General features: G+C 36.7%; 15 protein-coding genes, 1 pseudogene and 1 riboswitch. Of the genes and pseudogenes, 10 read left to right on the forward strand and 6 right to left on the reverse strand.

The annotated features are described in order from the left end of the window. The first annotated feature begins 985 nt into the window (after nt 1-985). The 4 genes and pseudogenes from BK579_RS09310 (at nt 986) to BK579_RS09325 (ending at nt 4,232) form a co-directional block, all read left to right on the forward strand. Nucleotides 986-2,365: an MATE family efflux transporter gene (locus tag BK579_RS09310; RefSeq protein ID WP_078544923.1), complete on the forward strand. Its 1,380-nt coding sequence runs from the start codon at nt 986-988 to the stop codon at nt 2,363-2,365. A 128-nt stretch (nt 2,366-2,493) separates the two neighbouring features. After that, a pseudogene (locus BK579_RS09315) lies at nt 2,494-3,143 on the forward strand (FMN-binding negative transcriptional regulator). Then, the gene (locus BK579_RS09320) at nt 3,121-3,639 is read left to right on the forward strand and encodes an ankyrin repeat domain-containing protein (RefSeq protein ID WP_078544924.1); all 519 of its coding nucleotides are present in this window, start codon (nt 3,121-3,123) and stop codon (nt 3,637-3,639) included. Before BK579_RS09315 ends, BK579_RS09320 begins: the two are co-directional and overlap by 23 nt. Before the next feature lie 83 nt (nt 3,640-3,722). After that, complete coding sequence (locus BK579_RS09325) at nt 3,723-4,232, forward strand: GNAT family N-acetyltransferase (protein ID WP_078544925.1); 510 nt, start codon at nt 3,723-3,725, stop codon at nt 4,230-4,232. 26 nt (nt 4,233-4,258) lie between these two features. Here BK579_RS09325 and BK579_RS09330 read toward each other — a convergent pair whose 3' ends face one another. Both BK579_RS09330 and BK579_RS09335 read right to left on the reverse strand, forming a co-directional pair. After that, nucleotides 4,259-5,782, reverse strand: a complete 1,524-nt coding sequence (locus BK579_RS09330; protein WP_078544926.1) for an NCS2 family permease — start codon at nt 5,780-5,782, stop codon at nt 4,259-4,261. 16 nt (nt 5,783-5,798) lie between these two features. Next, nucleotides 5,799-6,392 (reverse strand): xanthine phosphoribosyltransferase, encoded by a 594-nt coding sequence (locus tag BK579_RS09335; protein WP_078544927.1) that lies wholly within the window; start codon nt 6,390-6,392, stop codon nt 5,799-5,801. A 147-nt stretch (nt 6,393-6,539) separates the two neighbouring features. Beyond that, a riboswitch (purine riboswitch) is annotated at nt 6,540-6,641 on the reverse strand. Nucleotides 6,642-7,311: 670 nt separating this feature from the next. On the opposite strand from BK579_RS09335, the gene BK579_RS09340 reads away from it, so the two are divergent. Beyond that, nucleotides 7,312-7,533, forward strand: a complete 222-nt coding sequence (locus tag BK579_RS09340; RefSeq protein WP_139365077.1) for a YdbC family protein — start codon at nt 7,312-7,314, stop codon at nt 7,531-7,533. 79 nt (nt 7,534-7,612) lie between these two features. Beyond that, nucleotides 7,613-8,158 (forward strand): GNAT family N-acetyltransferase, encoded by a 546-nt coding sequence (locus BK579_RS09345; protein ID WP_078544929.1) that lies wholly within the window; start codon nt 7,613-7,615, stop codon nt 8,156-8,158. A gap of 37 nt (nt 8,159-8,195) precedes the next feature. On the opposite strand, the gene BK579_RS09350 is transcribed toward BK579_RS09345, so the two are convergent. The 4 genes from BK579_RS09350 to BK579_RS09365 form a co-directional block, all read right to left on the reverse strand. Then, a complete protein-coding gene (locus BK579_RS09350; protein ID WP_078544930.1) occupies nt 8,196-9,197 on the reverse strand; it encodes a D-2-hydroxyacid dehydrogenase in 1,002 nt (333 codons plus the stop codon). Then, nucleotides 9,197-10,417, reverse strand: coding sequence for an aminotransferase-like domain-containing protein (locus tag BK579_RS09355; protein WP_078544931.1), 1,221 nt, complete (start codon nt 10,415-10,417; stop codon nt 9,197-9,199). The genes BK579_RS09350 and BK579_RS09355 overlap by 1 nt, the downstream gene beginning before the upstream one ends. A 29-nt stretch (nt 10,418-10,446) precedes the next feature. Further along, nucleotides 10,447-11,628: an MFS transporter gene (locus tag BK579_RS09360; RefSeq protein WP_078544932.1), complete on the reverse strand. Its 1,182-nt coding sequence runs from the start codon at nt 11,626-11,628 to the stop codon at nt 10,447-10,449. 544 nt (nt 11,629-12,172) lie between these two features. Beyond that, on the reverse strand, nt 12,173-16,279 hold the full coding sequence (locus BK579_RS09365; protein WP_204524702.1) for an endo-1,4-beta-xylanase: 4,107 nt from the start codon (nt 16,277-16,279) through the stop codon (nt 12,173-12,175). A gap of 410 nt (nt 16,280-16,689) precedes the next feature. Here BK579_RS09365 and BK579_RS09370 point away from each other — a divergent pair, with 410 nt between their 5' ends. From BK579_RS09370 to BK579_RS09385, 4 genes are all read left to right on the forward strand, one after another. After that, complete coding sequence (locus tag BK579_RS09370; RefSeq protein WP_078544934.1) at nt 16,690-18,261, forward strand: response regulator transcription factor; 1,572 nt, start codon at nt 16,690-16,692, stop codon at nt 18,259-18,261. A gap of 16 nt (nt 18,262-18,277) precedes the next feature. Further along, entirely contained in the window at nt 18,278-20,050 is a 1,773-nt protein-coding gene (locus tag BK579_RS09375; RefSeq protein ID WP_078544935.1) for a sensor histidine kinase, read from the forward strand. A 453-nt stretch (nt 20,051-20,503) separates the two neighbouring features. Beyond that, nucleotides 20,504-22,171, forward strand: a complete 1,668-nt coding sequence (locus tag BK579_RS09380; protein ID WP_078544936.1) for an ABC transporter substrate-binding protein — start codon at nt 20,504-20,506, stop codon at nt 22,169-22,171. Nucleotides 22,172-22,349: 178 nt separating this feature from the next. Further along, a complete protein-coding gene (locus BK579_RS09385) occupies nt 22,350-23,324 on the forward strand; it encodes an ABC transporter permease (RefSeq protein WP_078544937.1) in 975 nt (324 codons plus the stop codon). Nucleotides 23,325-23,330: the final 6 nt, after the last annotated feature.

Raw genomic sequence — 23,330 nt, forward strand, 5'->3', positions numbered from 1 at the left:
GAGGTTCAGACAGCTTTTAGCGTCTGAGTTGAGAAGCTGTCCGAAGTCGTGCGAGGTTCAGACAGCTTTTAGCGTCTGGCTCCGAAAGCTGTCCGAAGTGGATCAAGGTTCAGACAGCTTTTAGCGTCTGGCTCCGAAAGCTGTCCGAAGTGGATCAAGGTTCAGACAGCTTTTAGTGTTTGGCTCCGAAAGCTGTCCGAAGTCGTGTGAGGTTCAGACAGCTTTTAGCGTCTGGCTCGAAAAGCTGTCCGAAGTCGTGTGAGGTTCAGACAGCTTTTAGCGTCTGAGTTGAGAAGCTGTCCGAAGTGGATCAAGGTTCAGACAGCTTTTAGCGTTTGAGTTGAGAAGCTGTCCGAAGTAGAGCAAGGTTCAGACAGCTTTTAGTGTTTGGCTCCGAAAGCTGTCCGAAGTCGTGTGAGGTTCAGACAGCTTTTAGCGTCTGAGTTGAGAAGCTGTCCGAAGTCGTGCGAGGTTCAGACAGCTTTTAGCGTCTGGCTCCGAAAGCTGTCCGAAGTGGATCAAGGTTCAGACAGCTTTTAGCGTCTGGCTCCGAAAGCTGTCCGAAGTGGATCAAGGTTCAGACAGCTTTTAGTGTTTAGGTCGAAAAGCTGTCCGAAGTAGAGCAAAGTTCAGACAGCTTTTAGCGTCTGGCTCCGAAAGCTGTCCGAAGTAGATCAAGGTTTTAAACAACTCGTAAAGGCCTAGTTCTCAGACAGACAGACCCCCGGAAGCCTAAGCGACGAGCAGGCTCACCGCACACCCCGCGGAAAGCGAGTGAACTGCAGCGATTGAACCTCCAACCTATGTATTTTTAGGGTAGATCACCAAAAAGAAAAAAAGCTTGGACAATGTCCCAAGCTTTTTTTCATCTAAGGTCAACTATTGTCAATATTTATCAAAAGAAGTACAAGTGATTTATATATAATACAAGGATAAAATAAGATATAATTAGTCTGCTAAACTTTAGATCTAGGAGTACCCATCTATGAATCAAACCTTTTCAACAAAAGAAAAGATCAAACAAATTTTCATATTATTAATTCCGATCCTAATTACACAACTTGGTATGTTTTCAATGGTGTTCTTCAATACGATTATGTCAGGAAAATATAATGCTTCTGACTTAGCGGGAGTGGCCATTGGCTCCTCGATTTGGAACCCAGTTTTTACGGGCCTAAGTGGAATTTTATTAGCTGTATCGCCCATTGTTGCACAACACTTTGGTGAAAAGAAGGATAAAGAAGTAGCTAGTGTTGTAGCCAATGGAATTTATTTAGCAGTGATCATTGCATCACTTGTGATCATTCTAGGCTTCTTTTTATTAAATCCGATCTTAACGATCATGAATTTACCTAACAGTGTTCATGAAACAGCAAATGCCTATTTAGTAGGATTAAGCTTTGGTATTATTCCTTTATTTATTTTTAATGTGCTGAGGTCGTTTATTTATGCATTAGGCAAAACTCGAATTGTCATGTTTGTTCTAATCCTGAGCTTGCCGCTGAATTTCTTTTTGAATTATGTCCTTATTTTTGGCCATTGGGGTTTCCCGGAGCTCGGTGGTGCTGGAGCAGGATATGCAACATCCATCACTTATTGGTTTATCGCAGGTATGACCGTATTTGTGATTAAAACAAAAACGCCTTTTTCACAATTTCAGGTTTTCGCCAACTTGAACCAATTCTCATTAACTAAATGTATGGAAATATTAAAAATAGGTGTACCAATGGGACTTTCAATATTTTTTGAAACGAGTATGTTTGCTGCAGTCACGATTTTGATAAGCAAGTTTAATATTACAACTATTGCTGCCTATCAATCTGCATTAAATATTGTTTCATTTCTATATATGATTCCAATCAGTATTTCTATGGCGATCACTGTTTTAGTAGGATATGAGGTTGGTGCGAAAAGATACCGAGATGCTAGGGCATATAGTTGGATTGGAATTAGTTTATCGATACTAATTGCTTTAGTAACCGGACTAATGGTTGTGATTTTCCGTTATGAGGTTGCAGCGCTTTATTCTAATGAAGAAGCAGTGATTTTACTAACGGCCCATTTCTTGATTTATGCACTGTTTTTCCAGATTTCAGATGCGATTCAGGCAACAGCTCTCGCAGCATTACGAGGATATAAGGATGTTAATATTGCCTTTATCATGACTTTAGTAGCTTATTGGCTTGTTTGTTTACCAGTAGGATACGTATTAGCGCACTATACAAAGATTGGCGCACCTGGATACTGGATTGGATTAACTGCTGGATTACTAGCAGCCGGGATTGGATTATCAATTAGACTAGTTTATATACAAAAACGTAAGTATAAGCAATATAAGGTTTCTAATGAGTTCTCTTTAACGTAACCTTTTAGGAGTATGAATCATAAGATTTATACTCCTATTTTAAAAGAAACGTTAAAAGAAACGTTAAAAGAAACGAGATTTATAATTTCACCCCTAGTAAACTGAAAATAGGTAAGGAGGGATTAATAGTGTATATCCCGAAACAGTTCAACATGGATGAAGAAAATAGGATGTTCGAGCTCATTGAGGAACATAGTTTTGCTGTTCTTTTTTCACAGCATCAGGGTGATCCTTTTGCAACTCATTTACCGTTTACACTAGATAGGGAAAATCGCTATTTATATGGTCACTTTGCGAGAGCAAATGAACAGTGGGTGGATATTGAAAATCAAAACATTCTTGTTGTGTTTCACGGGCCACACTGTTATATTTCACCATCGTGGTATGAAACAGAGCGTGCTGTGCCTACATGGAATTACGTGGCCGTCCATGTGTACGGAAATATAGAAATTTTAACAGATGATCAAGAAGTCACTAAAGCATTAGGCGATATGGTTGGAAAATATGAGCAACCTAACAGTTCCTATCACTTTGAACAACTAGATTGGCTTACATAGAAGGAATGAAAAGAGGAATAGTAGGTTTTCGTGTGAAAATCAATCATATGGAGGGAAAGGCAAAGTTAAGTCAGAATCATCCAGAAAGTCGTCAGAAGTTAGTTATTAATGAATTAAAGAAGATACCAAGTGAAAATCATCAGAAGATTGCACGATTGATGGAAAAAAATATCGCTAAAGTAAGAAGGAGATATAACAATGAGTATGACACAAATTATTGATGAAATATTTCAAGCAGCCAAGGAAAATGATTTTGTGCGCTTAAAACAGTTACTTGAAGAAAACCCTAATCTAGCAAATACAGAAAATAGTGATGGGCTTGCACCACTAGGTTTTGCTGCACACTATGGAAATGCTGATGTAGTCAAGGTGTTAATTGACTATGGTGCCAATATTAATGCAATTTCTCATTCGAAAATAAGCTATATTCCATCCAATACGGCACTGCACGCTGCGATTGCAGGAGAAAGGAATATCGAAGTGATAAAATTACTTTTAACCAATGGAGCCGACACGACGATTTTTGATAGTAACGGACATACTGCCCTTCATAGTGCCGCTTTTCATGATGATAATGTAGAGGTTCTAAAATTGCTCCTAAATCATGGGGTAGAGGTGAATGCTAAGCTTGATGATGGGGTAACAGCTTTGGAATTAGCAGTTGAGAAAGGGTATGAACGGGTGGTGGAGGTTTTACGGGAGAATGGTGCGCAATAGTTTATCTTCGCAATTTTCATAAGGCATGATAGTAAAATATTCATATTCTCAAATAATTAACTTAGATCATGAGGTGAAACCGATTGGAAATCAGGCAACTCAATCCTAATGATAGTGAAATTTACAAAATTCTTAGATTAGAAGCTTTAAAAAACAATCCTGAAGCCTTTAGTTCAAGTTTCGAGGAAGAAGAGAACGATTCTCTTGAAAAATACGAACTTCGCTTCAAAGGAATAAATTCCTTTACATATGGCGCTTTTAAACAAAATCAATTAGTTGGTACAGTGACATTAGTATTAGAGACAAAAAAGAAAGTACTACATAGAGCAACAATCGTAGCCATGTATGTTACACCTGAAGCGCGTGGGCTTGGCGTTGGCAAGAGCTTGATGCTTCAAGCAATCCAAAAAGCCAAGGAAATGAATCATGTCAACCAAGTGTACTTGGTTGTCACAGCAACAAATGAACCAGCGAAAGCCCTTTACACTGCACTTGGTTTCAGGACCTATGGAATAGATAAAGAAGCATTAAAAATCGGAGACACCTTTTTTGATGATGAACTTATGGTTTTAAACTTAAACAAAAAAGCTTGAGGTGTTATCCCTCAAGCTTTTCATCATTATGAAGCTAACTTATTCTCACTTTTTAGATCTTGTACACTGTTACCATTAGTCTTAGCATGCTGTAAAGCACAATAACCTAAGAATACTGCCACCAACACATATGCAATGGAATAATCTTGAGCGGCATTAAGCGCTAATTTCGGTGCATGCATAAATCCAACAAATGATAGAAACGCACCAATTAAAGAGAAGATACTCGCTTTTATAAATTCCTTATCAATGATCGCAACAGTAATTGCACCTAGAATAATCGCTGTAAACATTGCACCTTGTCCCAATGGAACAATTCCTCCAGAAATCTTCTCGACCACTTCACCTGCTGCATTATTAAAACGTGTCATCACATAGTTTGCAAAGTATGGAAGCATTGCAATCGCTACTGCTGGATAGTATTTTGTTTCATTAGCTGAAAATGCTGACCAGACCATGGACATTCCAACAAACACAAGGATTGGAGCAACTGCTGCTAATGGAATGATTGCTGAAAAGGCGGCAATTACACCTGTCATTGCTGCAATTCCAAACACAATTGCGTTTAAGATACTATATCCACGACCTGCGCCCATCATTTTTGAACCGACTGTTGCAATATATACTGTTGTAGGGAATAATCCTCCAAATACAGCTCCAAGCATTGTACCAACACCATCAACAGCTTGGCTTTCACGAACATCATATGAATCACCAGCAGCTGACATTGCATCCACATTGTTCATTGTTTCAATCGCATTGTAAATCGTGATTGGTAAAATAACTGCTAATAGTCCGATTAAAGATCCAAATAAATAGGTCATTCCTTCAAAGGCTGCAAGACTTGGTAAGATTGGATAAAAACCTACATTTGAAAGACCTTCTGAAATTTTTTCAGGTGATTGATAACCTAATACAAATGCTAAAATTGTTCCAATTAATACTGCAAATAAAGAAGTAGGAATTTTAAATGGCATCGCTGTTTTTCCGACAACACCTACAATGATGATAATTAAAGCAACAAGACCTACAACTGGAACTGAGAATGTGTTAAACAACATCTCTCCAGCAATAAATGTAAGTGCTACCCCTGCAAGTGCACCAAGCATGGCAGCACGAGGCAGGTTGTTACGAACCCAATTACCTGTAAAGCTTACTAATGCTTCAATAAGTCCACTTAAAAATGCAGCAGCAACGGCAATTTTCCAAGCTAACTCTGGATCATTTGTTAATGCTTTTGCTGGAGCAAGAACCCCAAATAAGAAGACAAACATGACAGGTGTACTTATTCCATATGACATTGCAGTTACATCTGTACGTCCTTCTTTTTGTGCAAGACGATTGGCCATGTAGGCATAGTATAGATTACCAACCATAACAGCAACTGCGGCACCAGGAATTACTTTTCCAAAAACAATGCTAGTAGGAAATCCCATTCCAAGCATTGTTACAGCAATTATTACAAAATTAGCTAAGTTATTTTGAAATAGAGCAAAAAATGCATCTGTATCTTCTTTTTTATACCATGGGTAATTGACGGTTTTATTCATGTTGTCATTCCTCCAGTTAATTAGATAATATTGGTTGTTCGGTTAAAAATGTGACTGTACCATCTGTTAAAGATTGAATTCTAGCTAATGATTCGACTTTGTAGCCAGCTTCCTCAAGAACGTGTCGCCCATTTTGGAATGATTTTTCAATGACAATTCCAATACCAGCAACTTCTGCACCGGCTTGTTCAACGATATTTGTTAATCCAAGAGCAGCTTGTCCATTCGCAAGAAAGTCATCAATAATAAGTACTTTTTCACCAGGAAGTAAGAAATTCTTTGAAACGGAAATTTCCGCAGTCTCTTGTTTTGTGAACGAATAAACGCTACTTGTATACAAATCATTGTTCATGGTTAATGATTTCTTTTTTCGTGCAAAAACAAGAGGTACATTTAGTTCATTTGCAGCGATAAAGCTTGGTGCGATTCCAGATGTTTCAATTGTTAAGATTCTTGTAATGTTTTCATTCTTAAATCTCTGTGCAAATTCTTTACCTATATTGATCATAAGGTTTGTATCAATTTGATGATTAAGAAAACTATCAACTTTTAAAACTCCATCAGAAATGACAAAACCCTTTTCAATAATTGCATTCATAAGTTGTTTCAATCGTTTAAACCTCCTAAAATTTCTTATACAAACGCAAAAACCCGAATGCTAAGGCCACTTTTGACTAAAAGTGATGCCTTAACATTCGGGTTTTGTATTAGACCCAACGTGTTTTGAAATATCAGGAAAAAATTCCAAATATAAACACAATGTTAGTGTATCACTCGTAGTCAAGTTATTTACGGTAACTTGGTAGAAACTTTTGGGCCATATTCCCAGGATTATACGAGTTGTTATATTGTTTGGTTATGAAAGTGATTATAAATGAATTTGAACGGAAATGGAACCCTATTTTTTAAGAAAACGAACAAAAAATTAAAATGGAAAAAATTAGTTCGTATTTTACAGGAAAATTCACATACAAACTTTTCCATTAACAAAAGGATAATTCACAAAACGGTTAAAGGATTTTAAAGTTCATTTTACTTAACAGAAGTAAAAAAAAAGAATAGAAAGAAGTCGAAGAAAAATCAAGTAAAGCGAAGACTCTTTTGTTACATTTCTAAGTGAGGAGGAAAATAAGAAGGAGTTCTTATCATAGGTTTGTTTGTAAGCAGTAATCATTACATGCATGATTACTGCTTTTGATTACTCGTAAACAAAATTAAGTGATTGGATTTCGTTTTTGCCAAATGGTATACACACCACTACCATTACAGCCGCTACAGTTAGCGGGATCTGAGATGAAAAAATCACTACCTGCGAAGGAGTGAAAGCCTTTCCCGCGACACTCAGGGCAGTGATCCTTCGCTTTCATCTTTCTTAAACGTCTTGTGTACAAAGCTTAATCACCTCTACCTTCTCGTCTTATTTTTTATAAAAAGAAACATAAGTATTCATCATGATTTATACGAATTTTTTATATGTAGAGAAAGGGGATTTGTGTTATTCTAATAAAAAAATCCTGGAGTGATAAATTTTGGCAGAAATCAAATACGAAATTGTGAAAAATATTGGTGTACTCTCAGAAAATCAAAAAGGCTGGCGAAAGGAATTAAACCTAGTAAGCTGGAATGGTCGTGAGCCAAAGTTTGATTTAAGAGATTGGTCAGAGGATCATGAGAAAATGGGGAAGGGTGTAACATTATCGCAAGAGGAAGTTAACGCCTTAAAGGAAATTTTAGCAAACTTGAATAACTAATTCGGAGGTGTAAAGTGAAATTTTCAGCTAGAATTGTGATTATTAAGAAATAACAGAGAATGATAGGGGAGTGAGAAAGATGTTTGTACATAAAATTGATGAAGAACTATCATTAAAATTAATACAGCAACAAGATGCAGAACGAGTATTTCAACTAACCGAGAACTCAAGAAAATACTTAAGACAGTGGTTACCATGGTTGGACGGAACAACTACAGTTGAGGACACTAAAGGTTTTATAGCTGCTGTGATAAAAAGCTATGCTGAAAATAAAGGCTTAACATCAGTTATCATTTATAAGAATGAAATCGTTGGGATAGCTTCATATAATCAGATTGACTGGACAAATAAGATTGCATATATTGGCTATTGGCTCGGTGAACCATATCAAGGAAATGGGATTATGACAAGAGTGGCAGGGGCATTGACTAGTTATGCACTGAAAGAGTTGAAATTAAACAAAGTTGAAATTCGTGCAGCTGAAGAAAACCACAAAAGTAGATCTGTTCCCGTACGGTTGGGATTTATAGAAGAAGGTAGAATAAGACAAGCAGAATGGCTATATGATCACTATGTCGATCATGTAGTTTATGGAATCCTTGCAAGTGAGTGGAATGAAAAGTAAAGAGGGATCAAATTTTTTTGGAATCCCTCTTGCTCTCTTAATAACCTAGGTCTTTATCAATCACATTTAATAATGGCTTTTCTTCATAATAACGCTGTAAATTCTCAATGAATAATTCCATATAACGATCCATCGTTTTAGGAGAGAAAAAAGCATTATGTGGTGAGATGATGATGTTTTCTTGATTCCAGAAAGGATGATCGTCCGGCAATGGCTCGATATCAAATACATCCAATGCAGCCCCATTTAAATGCCCATTTTGTAAAACCTCTAAAAGATCATCCTCAACGATTGTGTTTCCCCGCCCCACATTGATAAAATAACTACCTTTTTTCATCCTTTTAAATTTTTCACTATTCATAAAGCGATATGTTTCGTCTGTAGAAGGTAGTGAGAGGATTAGGAAATCAGACTGTGCAAGTAATTGATCAGCTTCCCCCATTCCAACTACGAAATCTGCGGGATCATTTTCATTGCTTTTTCCAGGGTGTTTTCGGCAGCCTATTACCTTCATACCAAGCGATTTACACCTATTTGCTATTTCCATCCCAATCACACCATATCCGATAATCCCAACCGTCGTATCTTCTAGGTCCATCACTGGAATTCGTGCCCATGTTTTACTTAATTGATTTCGAATCATTGCGGGTACTCCCCGGCTAAAGGCTGTAATCATAGCAATCGTATGCTCAGCAATAGGAACCGATGTACAACCTTTTACATTGGTTATAACTAGTTCGCTTTTTCGGATATCCTCGTGAAGCATTGCATCCAACCCCACACTTAGAGATTGAATCCATTTCAGATTTGGTGTTTGTTTGATGATCGTTAATGGATCTTGAAGACCAAGTGTTGCGATCACATTCACTTGAGATAAATCAGAGATAGGTTCTGGTTCTGGCGTTCCATAAACCCACGGCTCAATAATAATTTCTTCACATACTTCTTTCATTTTACCCACATATTTTTCTGGGATGTTGTATCTAACGTACACATAGGGCTTTGTTTTTTTAGGATGTTCGGCTAAATCAGAGGTCATTATAACACCTCCTTAAGGTATTCAGGATTCATTTTTAATTCATAATAGGCCTCTGCCAACCGACTAATAGCCTCCTTAATTTTTTCCTCATTACAGAAGGTAAAGCACAAGCGTAGTTGGTTAGACCCCTCATTATTCAAATAGAAATGTTCACCAGGAATATAGTTCACACCAGTTTCAAGTGATTGTTCTAATAAGTCACTTGTATTTGTTTCCAGTGGGAAAGTAAGCCATAAGAAAAATCCACCTTCAGGGACATCATATGAAACATCATCTTTGAAGAATTCATCAATTGCTTCTATCATCGCATTTCTTCTAGAGCAATAGATCGCATTCAGTTTGGAAAGATGTGCTTCCATGTTCATACTTTCAAGGAATTGATGGATAATTTCTTGAACAAAAACACTGGTTTGACCATCGACCTTAAGCATCCTCATTTTAGCGATGATTTCACTACAAGCAATGGCCCACCCAACCCGAACACCAGGTGCAATAATCTTAGAAAATGTACTTAAGTAAATCACTCGCTCTGGAGCAAATGAATAGATAGCTGGTAGATATTTATGACCAAATGTTAGTTCTACATAGGCATCGTCTTCTAAAATAAAGAAGTTATATTCCTTAGCCAACTCAGCTAATTTGATTCTTCGTTCAAGTGAAAGATTTATGCCTCCTGGATTGTGATAATTTGGCATGATATAAATCATTTTTGGTAATGGTAATTCATTGTCCCGAGCATAAATTAATGCATCTTCAATTAAGTCGACTTTTACCCCGTGTTCATCAATCGGGAAAGCGGAAAGTTCTACTTCTGCTAGTTTGAAAATTCGAATCGCTCCAAAAAATGAAGGACCTTCAATCCATACTTGATCACCAGGATCAGTTAAGGTTCTTACAGCTAAATCAATAGCTTGCATCGATCCTGTTGTAACGATGATTTCATTGTTATCTACATCAATTGATCGTAATGAAGAGCGATTCTTAATCCATTCAACGACTTTTGAGGGACCGATTCCTCCCGTGTACTGTAATGCTTGCTCGCCTTGGGTTTGAAGTGCCCTTGCTGTTGAATCTGAAAGTAATGTGATAGGTAATGTTTCAGGAGCCGGAAACCCAAAAGATAGTGGGATGGCATCAACTACCCTTGAGGGAAAAGCAGTACCAATCTCAGCTATATGACTAGAAAATCGTCTTGAAAAAGAAAACTCGCTTGTTGACATATATAAGCAACATCCTTATTGTTTTTGTGTTAGTTTGAACTGCCTTGAGCAATTTTTTGTGGTTTGGAATGAGTTTTAAAGCTAATTGAAAAAAGGAAAAACATAACTACACAAATAGTTAATGCACTTAAAAAAGGAGCAGATGGGCTAAATGTAAAAAGCAATCCAGCTACTAGAGGACCAATTGTCCGTCCTAAACTATCCATTGATTGTTGAAGTCCCATCACTGTACCCTGTCCGAAAGATTCTTGTTTGGATAACAAGGAAAGCAAGGTTGGACGTGAAAGCGCCTGACCGATTCCAATACAAACACAGCCCATCAGAGCCAGTGGAAATGTAAAAGAAACTACAATTAGTAGAAATCCACCTGCTTCAAACAAAAAACCAGTTTTGGCAATATTAATGTCACGGTATCTTTGATATAACCATCCAATGATAAATAGCTGAATGGCAACTGCTGCGCCAGATTGAATGCTAAATGCAATTCCTGTTTGACTTGGCAATGCCTCAAATTGTTCGATTAAATAATAGCCTAGCATGGAAAATAAACTTGAAGCTGCAACAGCTAAACCAAAGGTAATAAAGAATAATTCGCGGAATCTAGGTGTAATCATGAGCTTTAATGATTGAGAAAATGAAGGTAATTCTTTTGTTGAAGTATTGTGTGGTGGTTCCTTGAGATAGAGTAAAACAACCGGAATTGTAATTAAACTTAATGTTCCTGCAACAATAAAAGGAACATTAATTCCCATTGGTGAAAACATTGCTCCAACCGCTGGTCCGCATAAAAAACCAAGGGCATTGGCTGCAGCCATTTTTGCTAATGCTTGGCTTCTTTCTTTTTTATCAAAGGAATCAGTCACAAGTGCAAGAGCGGCTGGCTGAGTTCCAGAAGAAAGGAATGCACCAATCATCCGGATGAGCAGTAGATGAAGATAAGACTTGGCAAACAATAATAATAGAAATGCTAAACCAAAACCCAATAGTCCAAACACTAATATTGGCTTTCTACCCAATTTATCAGCCAATCTTCCCCAAAAGGGAACAACAAGAAACTGTGTAAATGCCCAACCTGTAATCAAACTCCCCATTTGAAAAGAGCTGAGTCCAAGTTCATCCGCCAAATAAGGTAGAGCTGGCAAAACTACACCATAACCAGTCATTGATAAAAACATAATAAAAGCCAACAGATAGAAAGATCGTTTTGACATGTTGATGAACCTTTCTATAAGAGATTTAGTTTTGAAATAGTCTATGGTATGTAAGCTGTTAGCTGTGGAGAATAGACTGTTTTCACGATAATATCCTTAATATACTTCATAACTCGAAATAAATAAAATCAAGGAAGACTGTGTAAAAACGAGAGAATGAAAGAGAAAACGTTAACAAGAGGATGTTTTGTTTGAATTTTACATATTTTTAAAATTTTTAAAAAATATAATTGTAAATAGATTGTGAGTTCTCTTCTGCTCTAAAGGGTTTATGGGAATAAAATTTATAGCTGGAGCGGGGAAGTGAATCTGAGAAGGCCAATGGTGCAGTTAGTCGGCACAAAAGAGGGAGCAAGTGAATCATAGAAGACCTATGATGTAGTAAGTCTAACCAAAAGAGAGGGCAAGTGAATCATAGAATACCTATGATGTAGTAAGTCTGCACAAAAGGGTGAGAAGTGAACCAATGATACAGTTACTCTATAAAAAAGGCCCTAGGACTAATAACTAATCCTAGGGCTGGCTCTTCATTAATTTTTAAAGATTAAAGTGACGCTCTTTTTCTGAAACGAATAAAGGTAAATGCTCCTGCAGCAATCAACATTACACCAACCAATAGCCAGTTATATATGTTTGTAGCTGTATTAGGTAACTTTTTACCATCATTCTTCACAGGATCTTTCTTACCAGGCTCTTCAGTACCAGGCTCTTCAGTACCAGGCTCTTCAGTACCAGGCTCTTCAGTACCAGGATCTTCAGTGCCAGGCTCTTCAGTGCCAGGATCTTCAGTACCAGGCTCTTCAGTACCAGGATCTTGAGCACCTACAAGTGTTAGTTCACCAAACACAGATGTATCTTGATATCCAACACCAGTTGCATCATTCCAAGAAGCAGCACTTTGACGTGCACCGTCTTGACCGTCGTTGATTTGTAAATCATAGCCGATTTTTGCATTTAGTTCAGGTGTAATTGACTTGAATGGAATCTTCACTTCAACTGTGTATCCATTACCTGAAACATGTGTTGCAGATTCAAACCCTTCTGCAATACTTGCAGGATTGAAGGATGTCTCATTGTCAAAGTTTACTCGATATTGTCCATCATCATCTTGGTAAGAAGATGTTTTTGCATTATTTTCATCTAGGAAAACTTCGATTGAATCTTGTTCCCATGGATTTGGACTTGACTTGTCAAGCTTTGAGTCACTTACCTTAATCATCACATAAAGGTTTTCATTGTCCCAAAGAACCTTAGATACACCGTTTGCTCCTTGCCATGCCATTTGATACTGATTTACTTGTAACTCTTCTGCATTGCTCCAAACATCATCTTCAGTTCCATCAATTACAGGGGTACCGAATACAGCAGTTGCTTGCTTGTAATCTTTCTCCTTTGGCTGATTTTCTTCGATAAATTTGTCTGGATCAATTACAGCATAATATGCTGGCTTTGCTTGCATATCTTTATCAAACAACAATGGATTTTGTGCAGCTCTCCAGCTTGTTGCATCATTAAGTCCCCAGAATGTTACACGAGAAATGTGGTCTGCATGTTCTTTGTAAAGTTGGAACAATTGTGCGTATAAATAACCTTGTGCAACTGCTTGCTCCTCGGTAAGTACACTGTTTTCTCCAGCTCTGATGTCAAGCTCAGTCACGCCTACTTCTACACCTAGTGAGATGAATTTTTCCAATGAGCTTCTTACATTTTCTGGATTTGTATTTAAATGATAGTGTCCTTGCATCCCAATTCCATCGATAAGAAGTTCGCCATCATTTTCTGCAGCATACTTTTCATTGATTTCTTTAACCATTTGATAAATGGCTTCAGCTTTGTTTTGATTATCATCATTGTAATCATTGTAGTAAAGCTTAATATCCCAGCCATTTTCTTTGATTACTTCATTTGCTGCTAAGTAAGCCTGCTCAATGTAGTCTTCTCCGATTGCTTTAAGCCAACCAGATTGACGTAATGAAGCTTTCCAATCTGATGGGTTTGGTGGGTTATCATTCATTGCTTCGTTAACTACGTCCCAAGAAATCACATTAGGACCAAAATGCTCAACCACTGTTTGAACGTGGGTTCTTAAATTAGCAAGTGCCTCTTCACGACTTAAAGGGTTACCGTTAGCGTCAGTGTGCAATTCTTCTCTTGATTGTTGGTGCCATACTAGTACGTGACCATGCATAAGAAGTCCTTGGTCTAAAGCACTTTGAACAAGCTCATCCTCAGCAGTAAAATCAAATTCTCCTGCATCGTTGTACGTATAACCAGGTTTCAGAGCATTCTCTGCTGTTACAAGATTGTGATGCTTGTTAAGAAGCTCAAGTCTTTTGCCTTCAAATTCTGAACCTGAAACAGCGTTACCAATTAAGAAATAATCTTTATAAACATCTTTGATTGGTGTTAAATCTTCAATTTCAATTGGTGCTGAACCTGTAGGCTCAAACGTAATATCATCAATATAATATGATGCTGTAGCGTTATTTGAGCTTTCTACATAAATAGTTAAATACTCATTGCCTACGCTACTATAACGGTAAGTTCCCTCTAAAAGTACCCAACCATCTGTAGTGCTTACTGTTTTTCCTTGAAGATTGTTGTAACTAGCACCGTCTCCTTCTCCAACCTGTGTTGAAAGCTGAAGTTGTGAAGTGTCAGGTGAAATTAACTTAACACGGGCTGATATTTTATATTCTGCACCCTTGTCAACATATTGCTCTATGCGTAATGTTGGACCATGCCAAGCTTGTGTTCTTCCTTCAACTTTTAAAGCGTAAGAACCATCTTCAGTATGGTTTGCTTCATTTGTTACAGTCAGTGTTTCTGTTCCTGCTCTGCCTTCAAATCCGCCTGTAATTCCATCTTCAAACGTAATTGTTGTGAAAGGTTTAGCAGGATCTCTTGGAACTTCTGGCTCTTCCTCGCCACCACCTGAAGTTGTCTTCTCAGTTATAACAACTTCTCCTAGGTAGAATGAAACCTTTGCACCATCTGAATTTGATTGAACACGAAGTTTTGAATCCTTACTAGTATCTACTGTAAACTCTTTTGTTAAAGTGAATGGTTGTCCTGCTTCAAAGTTTAAATTCGATAACCAAGTATAACTGTTTACAGTAGAAAGGACAGCTTGCGCACCAGTTGGCACAGTTTCATCACTGTCAACAAAACCATTAACAGTCACTGTATAAGTTTTACCGTTTTCTAGCCCGATATCGCTGAAGTTGAAGTCAACTGCATCCCAATCGTTATTTCTGTTGCTTACATGTAATGCCGCACCATCTTCATTACCGGAGAAAACTTTATCCATAACAGGAGACAAGGTAACGCCACCTGATGCACTTGCAAAACCTTGACCATCGGCAAAGCTTTCAGTATATACTATTTTTTCAGTTGTTGGTTCAGTTTTAGCCGTAATCTTCATATCGCCAATGTAGAAAGGAACGGTTGCGCCATCTCCATTAGATTGAACACGAAGTTTTACATCCTTACTAGTATCAACCGTAAACTCTTTTGACAAAGTGAATGTTTTACCAGCTTCAAAGTTAACATTTGATAACCAAGTATAACTGTTTACTGTTGAAAGAACAGCTTGCCCACCAGCTGGCACAGTTTCGTCACCGTGAACATAACCAGTTACAGTTACCGTATACGTTTTACCATTTTCTAGACCAATGTCACTGAAATTGAAATCAGCTGCATCATAGTCATTAGTTCTGTTGCTTACATATAATGCTTTTCCATCATCGTTACCGTCAAAAACAACATCAGAAACCGCTTCCAATTTTGCGTTGCCTGATTGAGTTGCAACACCTACACCGTTCTCAAACGTTTCGTGATACACTGTTCCTGTTTCATCACCAGGAGTTGGCTCTGGAGTTGGTCCGCCAATCATTGCTGCAATTTGAGTAACATCTTGCGTTGTGATATAGTGACGTCCCATTGCAAAATCGCCATCATTAGGGTATCCAACTTTAAATGCATACTTAATTCCATTTGCTTCGTTTACTTGTTTAGTAATATCATTATAGCTTCCATAAGGGTAAGCCATTAGAACTGGATCTTTTCCTGTAATTCCCTTAAGATATGTGTTTGCTTGGGAAATTTCTACCTCAGCTTGTTCTTGTGTGATGGTACTATTGCTACCAACACCATTGCCCCAAACAGTATCTTTATGAGTTTTAGTATGGTTTTCTATACTAACACTCGCTTCATTTGTTAGACTTTTTAACTGTTCTTCTGACATGCTATAACCGCCGCCAATCCAGTCACTGGTAACAAACAGAACAGAGTTCATGTTATATTGCTTCAGTAATGGTAAAGCGGTAGTAATAAAGTCAGGAGTAGCATCGTCAAAGGTTAATAGAATCGGATTTTCTGGAGCCGGTTCTGATCCTTCTAGTATGCTTACATATTGTGCTGAAGACAAGGCTGTATAACCATTGTCAGCAAGATACTTCAGAGTTTGTTCAAACGTTTCAGTACTTGTATCCGTCCATTCATTGGAAGGATTTTCAACAATTCGATGATACAGAAGGACTGGGATATCTTCGTTTGTTGCCGCTTCTGCAACCGGCTTAACCCAGCCTGTTGGAATCAATAAAATTGCCACAAGAAATAGTGAAATAAATCTTTTTAACTTCCTACTCATTTGCTGCATTCCCCCATAAAAAATTTTTTGGTTCAAATTATAAAACGCTTACATAAAAACCTAGAACACCTCCTCTTAATCTATAATTATAGTTTGTCTGCTAGAAAGCGTTTACCATACAAACTAAAGATTATTCTTTAAAAATTAAAGAAATTTACTAGTTTATGGATAAAAATATTAATTTTTCTAGTAATCCAACAGCTTTTATAAATCCAATCTTAAAATAATTCATTGAGTTCATTCGTAATTCTGCTAAAATGGGAGTAAGTTTACAAATTTCGAAGAATTTCTCATGTATAAATATTTCTATCTTTTTATTTGATAACGCTTTCAGGTTTGTGTAATATGAAATCGATTTACTAGTTAAAACAAATGATGAGAAGCTAGAGGTTGCGTAAGGGGGAACTAAGATGTTCAAGGTTATTTTGGTAGATGATGAACAATTCGTAAGAAAAGGTCTTATGAGTTTGATCGATTGGGAACAATGTGGCTTTGAGGTAGTCGGTGACGCAAGTAATGGAGAGGACGCATTACTCTTGATTAAAGAGAGTGTCCCTGATTTAGTCATAACAGACATTCGCATGCCGGTTTTAGATGGATTAGAATTAATTCAGCATGTAATCGAACGGAAAGAGGCTACAAATAAGTTTATTATTGTCAGTGGATTTAATGATTTTAAATATGCACAAAGAGCCTTAAGATATGGAGTTACTGACTTTATTCTGAAACCAATTGATAAGGAAGAAATGGAATCAACTCTAGTGACGCTTGCCGAAGCACTTAGGAAAGAAAAACAAAAAGAGGAGATTCAAAGAAACTTCCAAGTAGATGCGATTTTTGAAGAAATCCTACTTGGAGTAGATACTCCTGAACTTACGCTATCACATAGAAAAATTTTGCGTGTAGATCACGCTGTTGAGTTTTATTATTATTTATTAATTGAAGTAAATGGGTTACATCCAAATGAAATTGAACGGTTAGAGATGATTAAACAAGACTTAGTACATGTATTTACAGAATTTTGTCAGACGAAGGAACAAGTTTATTTTTATAAACAGAAAGAAGGAGTTTATGGGGTTGTTGTTACATCCAATGACTTAAAGCGCTATCAAAATAATGTTGAGCGTTTTCTAGATAGGTTAAATGAAGCGTTTAAGAAGAAAGTAAAAGAAGAAACAACTCTCTATTTAGGGAAAGCAGTCACCAGTGTGACTGAGTTAAGAACTGCTTATTCTACTGCGAAATTGGCTATGCAATATAAATATTCAAATTCTAATAATCATCATATTATTTATGATGAGGTAAAAGATCATCAAGTCAAATACGCTGAAATTAAGTCATCGCTTTTTCAAAAACTTATGGAGCTTCTAGAGGAAAATCACACGGAACAGTTATGTTCAGCTATTGATGATATTTTCGTAGAATTTGAAACAAAGGTTTTTGCCCCAGGGTCCGTCTCAACATCGATTAATCGCTGCATCCATAGTGTTGTTGGGAAGATAAGGGAATTTGAAGGGGACGAAACAGCGCTAAATACATTAGAAGATATGATTGAGTGGCAAACCTTTCAGTGGACAACCCCTGAATTAAAGCAGCGATTTAAAGAGTTTATGATTGAAGCGGCTCAACTTCTTGGGCAGGTTCGTAAACAAACAGCCAAAGGTGATATATACAAGATTAAAATGTATATTGACCAAAATTTCAGAGAAAATTTATCTTTAAAATCAATTGCAAATACCTTCTTTATGAACCCGGTATACATGGGGCAACTTTTTAAAAAGACGTACGGTGTTTATTTTAAGGAATATTTACTAGCATTGCGCTTAAATGAAGCTAAGAAGCAACTTCGACAAACACATAAGAGAGTTTACGAGATTGCTGAAGAAGTCGGGTTTGGAAGCACTGATTATTTTGTTACGCAGTTCGAAAAAAATGAGAAAATTACCCCAACAGAGTATCGAAATCAGATTCTCGAGTCGTAGATAGGGAGCATAAGAGTTGAAAACCTACTTTAATAATTTAAAACTACGAAAAAAATTAATTATTCTTTATATTTTCTCAGTTATTCTCCCAATTGTATTAACGAATATCATCTTTTACCAAGTAACCACAAATAATGTAAAAGAACAAAAAATGAGTGATCTTTCTAAAGTAACCAACCAGATAAGTAATGAGTTTCTAGATAGTGTCGAGCACGCAGTTGGAATTTCTTCAGCACTTTATACAGATAATCGAATGAATGAATTCCTTGAAAGGGAGTATCAATCGTATTCTGACTATGTTGAAGCATATGATACATTTTTGAGAGGTTTTAATAAGTATACTCCTGTGTTTTCTGCGATTGAATCAATAAGCTTTTATACAGATAATCCTACTGTTTTATACTCAGGTGGAGTAAATTCAATTTCACAACAAATTGAACAAGAAGAGTGGTATCAATCTCTTTTAGAAAAAAAGAAATCAACTCCATTAGTAATTAAAACGAGTAGTGTTGATGGTTCACGGGACACACTTAGTGTGATTCAAGAATTAAACTTTTTTAGGGTATATAATACAACCAAAAAGATTATCAAAATTGATATCGACCAAAATAAAATCGATTCCATTTTTAAAAATGTAAATTTACAGGGTGAGATGTATTTATTAAATGAAAAAGGTGAAATTGAATATACGACAGACTCAACGATCAATTGGAAAAATGAACTTGTTAGTTTTAACAGAGTTAGCAAACCAGAAGAAGCATTCTTAATAGAAGAAACCTATGATATCAATAACTATCTTAGTAACTGGAAAATCGTTGCGGTTATTGATGAACAAGAGTTAGTAGATTATGTATCAAACTCGAGACAGTTTATCTTTTATTTAGCTTTTTTTAATTTTATTGTTCCAACTGCGATTATTGTATTAATTTCTCAATCAATTGATTTAAGACTAAATAAAGTATTAAAGTATATGAAAAAAATGAAAAATCAAAACTTCCAAACCATTGATGGGGTTCAATATAAAGACGAAATCGGACAACTTACAAGTGAATTCAATCGAATGTCCCAAAAAATAAATGAATTAATCAATGATGTCTATGTTGTTAATATTCAAAAGAAGGACTTGGATTTGCAACGAAAACAAGCACAACTTAGTGCTCTGCAAAGTCAGATTAATCCTCATTTCTTATTTAATGCCTTAGAAACGATTCGGATGAGAAGTATTATTAAAAAAGAAAATGAGACAGCTAAGATTATACAAAACATGGCAAAGATGCTAAGAAGATCTTTCACATGGGGAAGAGATTGGATTAGTGTTAAAGAAGAATTGGACATTATTATTTGCTTCTTAGAAATCCAAAAGTACCGATTTGACGAAAAGTTAGAGTACGAGCTGATCGTTTCAAATGAAGCATATGAAGTGGTAATCCCAAATATGATCCTACTTCCTTTCGTTGAAAACGCAAGCATCCATGGAATTGAGCCGAAAAAAGAAAAAGGTGAAATTACAATCAATATTAGGTGTGAGGGAGATTACCTCATTTGTGAAATCGAAGATAATGGACCAGGGATTCAGAAAGAACGTTTAGCGGAAATGCTAGAATCATTGAAAGCTGAAGATGCTATTGGTGAGAATGTTGGTATTAAGAATGTGTATTATCGATTAAAAATGCACTACGGTACAGACTTCGATTTTGATATACGTAGTGAAATAGATAAGGGGACGACTGTATTTGTGAAAATTCCAATCCCAAAAAAATCTACATTATTTAGTAGACATTCAGAATAAACGATAAATAAACAACACGGTGAACGAAATATATACTCACTAAGTTAATGCAACCGCTAACTAGTAATTTTTTAGGGTAGACGTCCATGCTAAATAAGTATTTCTCACATGATGAATGAAAATGTTAACTCTTCAGTGTGGAATGAGCGGAGAGCCACTCGACTCCTGCGGGATGTAGCGGGCAAAGTGAGACCCCGCAGGAGCTTTTTTGCGACGAGGAGGCTCACCGCACGCCCCGCGGAAAGCGAGTGAATCGCAGCGAATGCAACTCATAAACCTAGGTATTTTCAGGGGAGATAATTAATAGAAAGCTAGAAACTATAGTTTCTAGTCTAGTGTTCTAAATTTTTTTAAGTAAGAACTATAGTTTGTTGGGTAATCAAACGAATGAAAGCGTTTTATAATGAAAGTGCTTACAAGATACAAAATAAAATAACTCGAGGGGGTTAACAAATGTTTTTTAACAAAAAGCTTTTAGCTGGTTTCTTAGCACTACTTCTACTATTTACTTTAGTAGCGTGTAACAATGACAGTACTTCAACTGATGGAAAAGACAACTCAGATTCAACATCAGAAGATGACAAGGCACCTTTTGAATTTACTTATTTTAATGCAGGATCACCTGGTAAAGACATCGTTTCTACTGACACTAAAATCGGTAAGATTTACCAAGAACAAACAGGTACAACTGTAAAAATGGAATTCCTTGTAGGCGATATTAATACAAAAATCGGAACAATGATCGCAAGTGGACAATACCCAGATGTATTAGTTCCGGATATTGCAATTGATAAAGTATTAGAAGCAGAAGCATTTATTCCTTTAAATGATTTAATTGATGAGCACGCTCCGAACCTTAAAAAGTTATATGAGCCATACTTAAACCGTATGAAGGCTGAAGATGGAAACATTTACTTCATTCCATTCAATGCAAGTCAAGGTCACATGCCTAACCCTAATATTGACCAAGGTGCATTCTGGATGCAACGTGGAGTTTTAAAAGAGTTTGGTTACCCTGAAGTGAAAACTCTAGAGCAATACTTTGATTTACTAGAGCAATATAAAGCGAAGTATCCTGAAGTGGATGGCGCGAGTACAATTGGTTTCACAGCATTAACATATGACTGGAGATTTTTCTCTACGACTAACCCACCTGCACATTTAGCTGGTTATCCAAATGATGGATCAGTTATTGTTGACATGGAAACACATGAAGCAAAAGTATATGCTGCAACTGAAAATGAGAAAAAATGGCTTCAACAGCTTAATGAAGCAAATGCAAGCGGTTTATTTGATAAAGAAGCATTCGTTGCTAACTATGATGAATATTTAGCAAAGTTAACTTCTGGTAGAGTATTAGGATTCTTTGATTATGGTTGGCAAATTGGTCAAGCTGAAGCAGCTTTAAAAGAAGCTGGTGACGATGACAAGCGTTATATCGCATTACCTGTAACATTTGATGAAAGTATTAAAGATCAGTATATTGATCCACCAGCATTTGTAAATAACCGTGGACTTGGTATTACTGTAAGTGCTAAAGACCCTGTTCGTATTATGAAGTACCTAGATAACATGGCTAAAGAAGAAAACCAAAAGCTTATTATGTGGGGACTTGAAGGCGAGACATTTGAAGTTGACGAAAATGGTAGTTACTTCAGAACAGAAGAACAAATTGCATTAACGTCTAACCAAGAGTTCCGTGAAGAATTTGGATTCCAACAATTTGAATATTACTGGCCTCGTGGTAACGGTATTTTCTCTGATGGAAATGCATGGGAGCCTCGTAGACAACCAGCTGTTGCACAAGCAGCTTATACTGAAGGCGACAAAGCAATCCTTGAGAAGTACGAAGCAGAAGTGTTCGCTGATTTATTCTCTGATCCAGATGACCGTCCTTGGTACCCAGCATGGAGTGCTGAATTAGAGCAAGGTTCACCAGCTCAAATTTATCAACAAAAAGCACAGGATTTACAACGTAAGTACTATCCTAAGTTAGTATTAGAAGGTGACTTTGAAGCAACTTGGGCAGAATATGTAGCTGAGCATGATAAGTTAGGTGCTGCAGAATTTGAAAAGACTATGACAGAAGTTGTTAAGAAACGTGTAGAAGAAAATAAATAATAAGCAGTTCTTTAAAAGGTGAGGAAATGGTCAACTACCTTAAAGGTTAAGTCCTTTTCCTCCTTTTTTTCTAAAAATCTATGAATAGACAATAATCTAGATGTTTTATTTAGTTTTCAGGAATCAATACCATACTAATGTTGAGAGTCAACAAGAGTGAGAAAAAGGAGGGGTAGTCATGAGTATGAAAAGTGAACCAGTATCCGTAGTTGTTCCATCTGGACCTAATAAACCAACTGGATTTAAGCTGTTTCTACAAAAATGCGGGCAGCAAAAGGCACTTTTAGCCATGAGTTTACCATTTGTTATTTGGTTATTTGTTTTTAAGTATGTTCCACTTTGGGGTTGGACGATGGCCTTTCAGGACTTCAAACCTGCAAAAAGCTTTAGTGAACAAGAATGGGTGGGCTTAGAGCATTTTACCTTTCTTTTCGGTGATGAAGCGTTCCTTCGTGTACTTCGAAATACACTCGCCATGAGTGCAATTAATCTAGTCCTCGGATTTGTAACTGCTATTTTCCTAGCATTACTCTTAAACGAATTAAGGCATTTAGCCTTTAAGAAGATTGTACAAACAATAAGCTACATGCCCCATTTCCTATCATGGGTAGTAGCAGCAAGTATTGTTTCTTATACACTATCTTTAGAAAATGGGATTGTAAACATTCTATTAATGAAATCGGGATTAATAGACGAACCAATTCTTTGGTTAGGGATTGGAGAATACTTCTGGGGAATCCTAGGTGCATCAGAAGTCTGGAAAAACCTAGGGTGGAATACAATTATCTATTTAGCGGCAATTACAATGATTGATCAAGAGCAGTATGAAGCTGCCGAAATTGATGGAGCTTCAAGACTTCAAAGAATGTTCTTAATCACATTACCTGCATTAAAGCCAACAATTGTTATTTTATTAATCATGAACTTAGGTCACATTCTTGAAGCAGGATTTGAAGCTCAATACTTATTAGGAAACCCTATGAACCTTGAGTTTTCAGAGGTGCTAGAAATTTTCGTACTTAAATACGGGATTTCAATGGGTAACTTCTCACTAGCAACAGCTGCAGGGATCTTTAAGACGGTGGTAAGTTTTATCTTCTTATTCGCTGCTAACTCGATTGCCAAAAAACTCGGGCAAGCAAGATTATTTTAGGAGGCG

Source organism: Litchfieldia alkalitelluris (assembly GCF_002019645.1).
Classification (GTDB): Bacteria; Bacillota; Bacilli; order Bacillales; family Bacillaceae_L; genus Litchfieldia; species Litchfieldia alkalitelluris.

Coding starts and splice junctions, on each gene's coding strand:
- BK579_RS09355 (WP_078544931.1), bottom strand. CDS start 10,417: ATGTCAACAAGCGAGTTTTCTTTTTCAAGACGATTTTCTAGTCATATA.
- BK579_RS09365 (WP_204524702.1), bottom strand. CDS start 16,279: ATGAGTAGGAAGTTAAAAAGATTTATTTCACTATTTCTTGTGGCAATT.
- BK579_RS09310 (WP_078544923.1), top strand. CDS start 986: ATGAATCAAACCTTTTCAACAAAAGAAAAGATCAAACAAATTTTCATA.
- BK579_RS09360 (WP_078544932.1), bottom strand. CDS start 11,628: ATGTCAAAACGATCTTTCTATCTGTTGGCTTTTATTATGTTTTTATCA.
- BK579_RS09330 (WP_078544926.1), bottom strand. CDS start 5,782: ATGAATAAAACCGTCAATTACCCATGGTATAAAAAAGAAGATACAGAT.
- BK579_RS09370 (WP_078544934.1), top strand. CDS start 16,690: ATGTTCAAGGTTATTTTGGTAGATGATGAACAATTCGTAAGAAAAGGT.
- BK579_RS09385 (WP_078544937.1), top strand. CDS start 22,350: ATGAGTATGAAAAGTGAACCAGTATCCGTAGTTGTTCCATCTGGACCT.
- BK579_RS09345 (WP_078544929.1), top strand. CDS start 7,613: ATGTTTGTACATAAAATTGATGAAGAACTATCATTAAAATTAATACAG.
- BK579_RS09350 (WP_078544930.1), bottom strand. CDS start 9,197: ATGACCTCTGATTTAGCCGAACATCCTAAAAAAACAAAGCCCTATGTG.
- BK579_RS09320 (WP_078544924.1), top strand. CDS start 3,121: ATGAGTATGACACAAATTATTGATGAAATATTTCAAGCAGCCAAGGAA.
- BK579_RS09380 (WP_078544936.1), top strand. CDS start 20,504: ATGTTTTTTAACAAAAAGCTTTTAGCTGGTTTCTTAGCACTACTTCTA.